The sequence below is a fragment of the Planomonospora alba genome, assembly GCF_039534085.1.
Lineage (GTDB): Bacteria > Actinomycetota > Actinomycetes > Streptosporangiales > Streptosporangiaceae > Planomonospora_B > Planomonospora_B alba.
Genome location: NZ_BAAAUT010000104.1, coordinates 5,797 through 10,829, shown reverse-complemented (window position 1 = coordinate 10,829; position 5,033 = coordinate 5,797). Strand labels below are relative to the sequence as shown.

At 77.9% G+C, this 5,033-nt stretch carries 1 protein-coding gene; it reads left to right on the top strand.

The window, feature by feature from the left end:
* Window positions 1-11 precede the first annotated feature (11 nt).
* Entirely contained in the window at window positions 12-4,874 is a 4,863-nt protein-coding gene (locus ABD823_RS33400; protein WP_344866773.1) for an SDR family NAD(P)-dependent oxidoreductase, read from the top strand.
* The last annotated feature ends 159 nt before the right edge of the window (window positions 4,875-5,033 follow it).

The following is a 5,033-nucleotide window of genomic DNA, read 5'->3' as shown; positions in this document are numbered from 1 at the left end:
TCACCGGAGCCGTGGTCGAGGAGTTCACGGCCGAGTACTGGGTGCGGCATGTGCGTGAGGCGGTGCGGTTCGCCGACGGGGTGCGGTTCCTGGAGGGCCAGGGCGTGTCGCGGTTCGTGGAGTTGGGGCCGGACGCGGTGCTGACCGGCATGGCCCAGGCGTCCGTGGAGTCCGGCAAGGCGGTCCTCGTCGCCGCGCTGCGCGGCGGCCGGGACGAGGCGGCCACGGCGGTCGCGGCCGCCGGCCGGCTGCACGCGTGCGGCGTGCGCGTCGACTGGGACGCCTTCTACGCCGGGTCCGGCGCCCGCCGGGTGGACCTGCCCACCTACGCCTTCCAGCGCAGGCCGTACTGGCGCGAGGACGCGGGCCGCACCGGGCAGCCTGCGGCCGAGGCCCGGCACGAGGCGGTGGAGGAGCCCCCGCCGCCGGTCCCGGCCGGTCCGGCGCCGCGGGTCGCCTTCCTCTTCCCCGGCAACGGCGCGCACCGCGCGGGGACGGGCCGGGAGCTGTACGCGGCCTCCGAGGTCTTCGCCGGGGCGCTGGACGAGGTCTGCGCGCAGCTCGACCGGCACCTGGACCGGCCGCTCCGCCCGCTGATGCTCGCCGAGGCGGGCACGGCCGAGGCCGCGCTGCTGGAGCAGACGCCCTTCGCGCAGGCCGCGGTCTTCGCCCTGGAAGTGGCGCTGTTCCGGCTGCTGGCCGCCCAGGGACTCACCCCCGACGTCCTGGTGGGGCACTCGGTCGGGGAGCTGGCGGCCGCGCACGTGGCCGGGGTGCTGTCCCTGCGCGACGCTTGCGCGCTGGTGGCCGCCCGGGGCCGGCTCCTGCGGGAGCTGCCGGGCCGCGGCGCGATGATCGAGGTCACCGCGACCGAGGAGGAGATCACCCCCTGGCTGACCGACCGGGTCGCCCTCGCCGAGGTCGGCGGCCCCCGGTCGGTGGTGCTGTCCGGCCCGGAGGCGGCCGTGCTGGAGGTCGCCGGGCGGCTGGAGCGCGAGGGCCGCACGGTCCGCAGGCTCGGCGTCCGGCACGGCTTCCAGTCGCCGCTGGTGGAACCGGTGCTGGAGGAGTTCCGGCAGGCGGCCGGGCGGGCGGTGTTCCACGCGCCGAAGATCCCGCTGGTCTCCGGGGCGACCGGCAGGACGGTCACCGAGGGCGAGGCGGTCACCGCCGACCACTGGGTCCGGCAGCTGCGCGACACCGTCCGGTTCGGCGACGGCGTGCGCGCCGCCCGCGAGCAGGGCGCGACCTGCTTCGTGGAGCTCGGCCCGGACACGGTGCGGGCGGCGGCCCAGGAGACCCTGGCCGCCTCCGGGGACGCCGGACCGGACGAGACGGTCGTGGTGCCGGTCCTGAACCGGACGCAGCCGGAGACCTACGCGCTGGCCACCGCCCTGGCCCGGCTCCGGGTGCAGGGCGTGCCCGTCGAGCGGACCGCCCCGGCGTCCGGTGAGCCGCGCACCCCGGCGGGCGGGACCGCCGCGCCGGCGGGCGCGGGCACGCCGTCGGACGTGAGCGCCGCCGGTCTCGACGCGGTCGACCACCCCTTCATCGCCGCCGTCACCGCCCCCGCCGACTCCGACGGCGCCGTGCTGACCGGTCGCCTGTCCCTGGCGACCCACCCCTGGCTGGCCGACCACATGGTGGGCGGCGCGGTCATGCTGCCCGGCACCGGCCTGGTCGAGCTGGCCGTACGGGCCGGGGACCAGGTGGGCTGCGACCGGGTGGAGGAGCTGACGCTGGAGGCGCCGCTGCTGGTGCCCGAGCAGGGCGGCCTCCAGGTGCAGGTCGTGGTCGGCGCGCCCGGCGACGCCGGGACCCGTCCCGTCGCCGTGTACTCCCGCGCCGAGGAGGGCACCGACGGTGAGGACGCGACCTGGGTGCGGCACGCCGGCGGACTGCTCGCCCCCGGCGCGGGCGGGGAGACCTTCGACCTGGCGCAGTGGCCGCCGGCCGGGGCCGAGCCGCTCCCGCTGGACGGCCTCTACGACAACATGGCGGCGGCCGGACTGCTCTACGGACCCGCCTTCCAGGGCCTGCGCCGCGCCTGGCGGCACGGCGGCGAGGTGTTCGCCGAGGTCGTCCTGCCCGCCGCGCAGAGCGGGGAGGCCGCCCGGTTCGGACTCCACCCGGCGGTGCTCGACGCGGGCCTGCACGCCCTGGCGCTCACCGGCCCCGGCGGCGGGGACGGCGGGGAGGCCGGCGCGAGCGTGCCCTTCGCCTGGACCGGCGTCACCCTGCACGCCACGGGTGCCTCCGCGCTGCGCGTGCGGCTGTCCCCGACCGGATCCGGCGGCGTGGCGCTGCGGATCGCCGACATGGCGGGCGCGCCGGTCGCCTCGGTCGACGCGCTGAAGCTGCGCCCCATCACCGCGGCGGGCGCCGCCGCGGCCCACGGCGTGCACGGCGACCGGCTGTTCCGGACCGAGTGGACGCCGCTGCCCGCCACCGGTGCGGCGCCCGTGGCGTGCGCCGGCTACGACGCGCTGGCCGCGGACGTGACGCTGCCGGTGCCGCCGGTCGTGGTGCTGCCGTGCGTCGGCCACGGCGCCGCCGGTGCCGGGGAGGTCCGGGCGGCCGTCCGGCGGGTGCTGGACGCGCTGCGGGCCTGGGCGCGGGAGGACCGGTTCGGTTCCGCGACGCTGGCCGTGCTCACCCGGGGCGCCGTCTCGCTCGGCGGAGAGGACGTCACCGACCTGGCGGGCGCCGCCGTCTGGGGCCTGGTCCGCTCCGCCCAGGCGGAGGGCGAACGGCGCGTCGTCCTCGTCGACGTCGACCCCGGCACCCCCGAGTCCGCCTACGGCGCCCTGCTCGGCGGCATCGTCGCCGGGGACGAGCCGCAGGTGGCGGTGCGCGGCGGCGTCGTGCACCGGGCCAGGCTGGTGCGGGCCCGGACCGCGGCGCCCGCCCCCGGCGCGGACGGCCCCGCCGTCTTCGACCCGGACGGCACGGTCCTGGTCACCGGCGGCACCGGCGCCCTGGGCGCCCTGGTGGCCCGCCACCTCGTCACCGGGCACGGGGTCCGGCGCCTGCTGCTGACCAGCAGGCGCGGGGCCGACTCGCCCGGCGCCGCCGCGCTCGCCGCCGAACTGTCCGGACTGGGCGCCGAGGTGGAGATCGCCGCCTGCGACGCCGCCGACCGGGACGCGCTGGCCGCGCTGCTGGCCGCCGTACCGGCCGAGCACCCGCTGACCGGCGTGGTGCACGCCGCCGGCGTGCTGAGCGACGGCACCATCCCGTCGCTCACCCCGGAGAAGGTCGACACCGTGCTGCGGCCGAAGGCCGACGCCGCCTGGAACCTGCACGAGCTGGCCGGGGACGTGAAGGCGTTCGTGCTCTTCTCCTCCGCGGCCGGCGTGCTCGGCGGCCCGGGCCAGGGCAACTACGCCGCCGCCAACACCTTCCTCGACGCCCTCGCCGTCCACCGGCGGGCCAACGGCAGGCCCGCCCAGTCCCTGGCCTGGGGACTGTGGGCCGGGGACGGCATGGGCACGGCGACCGGCGAGCGCAAGCCCGCCGGGCGGGGCGGCCTGCCGCCGCTCTCCACGGCCGAGGGGCTCGCGCTGTTCGACGCGGCGCTCGCCTCCGACGAGCCCGTCCTCGTCCCGATGAAGGTGGAGCGGCGCAAACTGACCGAGCCGGTCCCGCCGATGCTGCGCGGCCTGGTGCCGCAGGGACGGCGCAGCGCCGCCGGCGCCGCCGACCCGGAGGTGCTCCGCGCCCGGCTCACGGTCCTCGGCGAGGACGAGCGGCTGGCCGTGCTCCAGGACCTCGTCCTGACGCACACCGCCACCGTGCTCGGCCACCCCGGGCCGGAGGCGGTCGACCCCGAGCAGGACTTCCTGGAGTCCGGGTTCGACTCCCTCACCGCCGTGGAGCTCCGCAACGGCCTCAACGCGGCGACCGGACTGCGGCTGGACACCACGGTGGTGTTCGACTGCGCCACCCCGGTCGCGCTGGCCCGGCAGCTCGCCAAGGAGCTGGCCGCCGCGGGCGGCGCAGCCGTCGCCGACGCCCCGGAGACCGGGCGGGCCGCCTCGACCGGCCAGGCGGCCGACACGCTGAGCGCGCTGTTCGGCGAGGCCGTCCGGACCGGCAAGGTCGAGGAGGGGCAGGCCCTGCTGGTCGCCGCGGCGAACATCCGGCCGGTGCTCACCCGCGACGAGGTCCCCGCGCCGAAGCGGCTGGCCCAGGGCCCCAAGAAGCCCAAGGTCATCCTCTTCAGCACCCCGATGGCCATGGGAGGCGTGCACCAGCACGCCAAGTTCGCCGCGAACTGGCGGGGGGTGCGGGACGTGTACGCACTGCCCATCCCCGGCTTCTCCCGCGGCGAGAGCCTGCCGAACTCGACCGACGTGGTGCTCCACGTGTTCTCCGAGAGCGTCCTGCAGGCGGCCGAGGGCGAGCCGTTCGTACTGGTCGGCCACTCCTCCGGCGGCATCCTCGCGCACGCCACCGCCGGGCACCTGGAGAGCCGCGGCGTACGGCCGGCCGGCGTCGTGCTGCTGGACACCTACCCGCCGGACTCCCAGCTCGCCATGGAGGCGGTCGTCGGCCGGATGGCCGTCAACCTGCTCGACCGGGAGGCCACCTTCGGCCGGTTCGACAGCGCCCGGCTGTCGGCCATGGGCCGCTACATCGGCATGATCCACGACTTCGAGCTGCGTGACCTGGACGCGCCCATCCTGCTGGTGCGCCCGGAGAGCTGGCTCGGCGGCGTGGCGGGCGACGTGATCCCCGACGTCGGCGAGTGGCGGACCTCGTGGGAGACCGCCCACACCGTCCTGGAGGTGCCGGGCGACCACTTCACCATGGTCGAGGACGAGGCGCCGGCCACGGCCCGGGCCATGGAGGACTGGCTCGGCATGATCTGACCCGTACCCGCGGCGGGCCCGCCCGTCCGGACCGTCCCCGGTCCGGACGGGCCGGCCCCGGCGGATCCCTTCCCCCGGGCCGGCGGCCCGGCGATCCCGTCCCCGCGGCCGGGTGGGGGGGTCCACCCGCCCCCCCGCCCCCCCCCCCCTTGGGGAAAT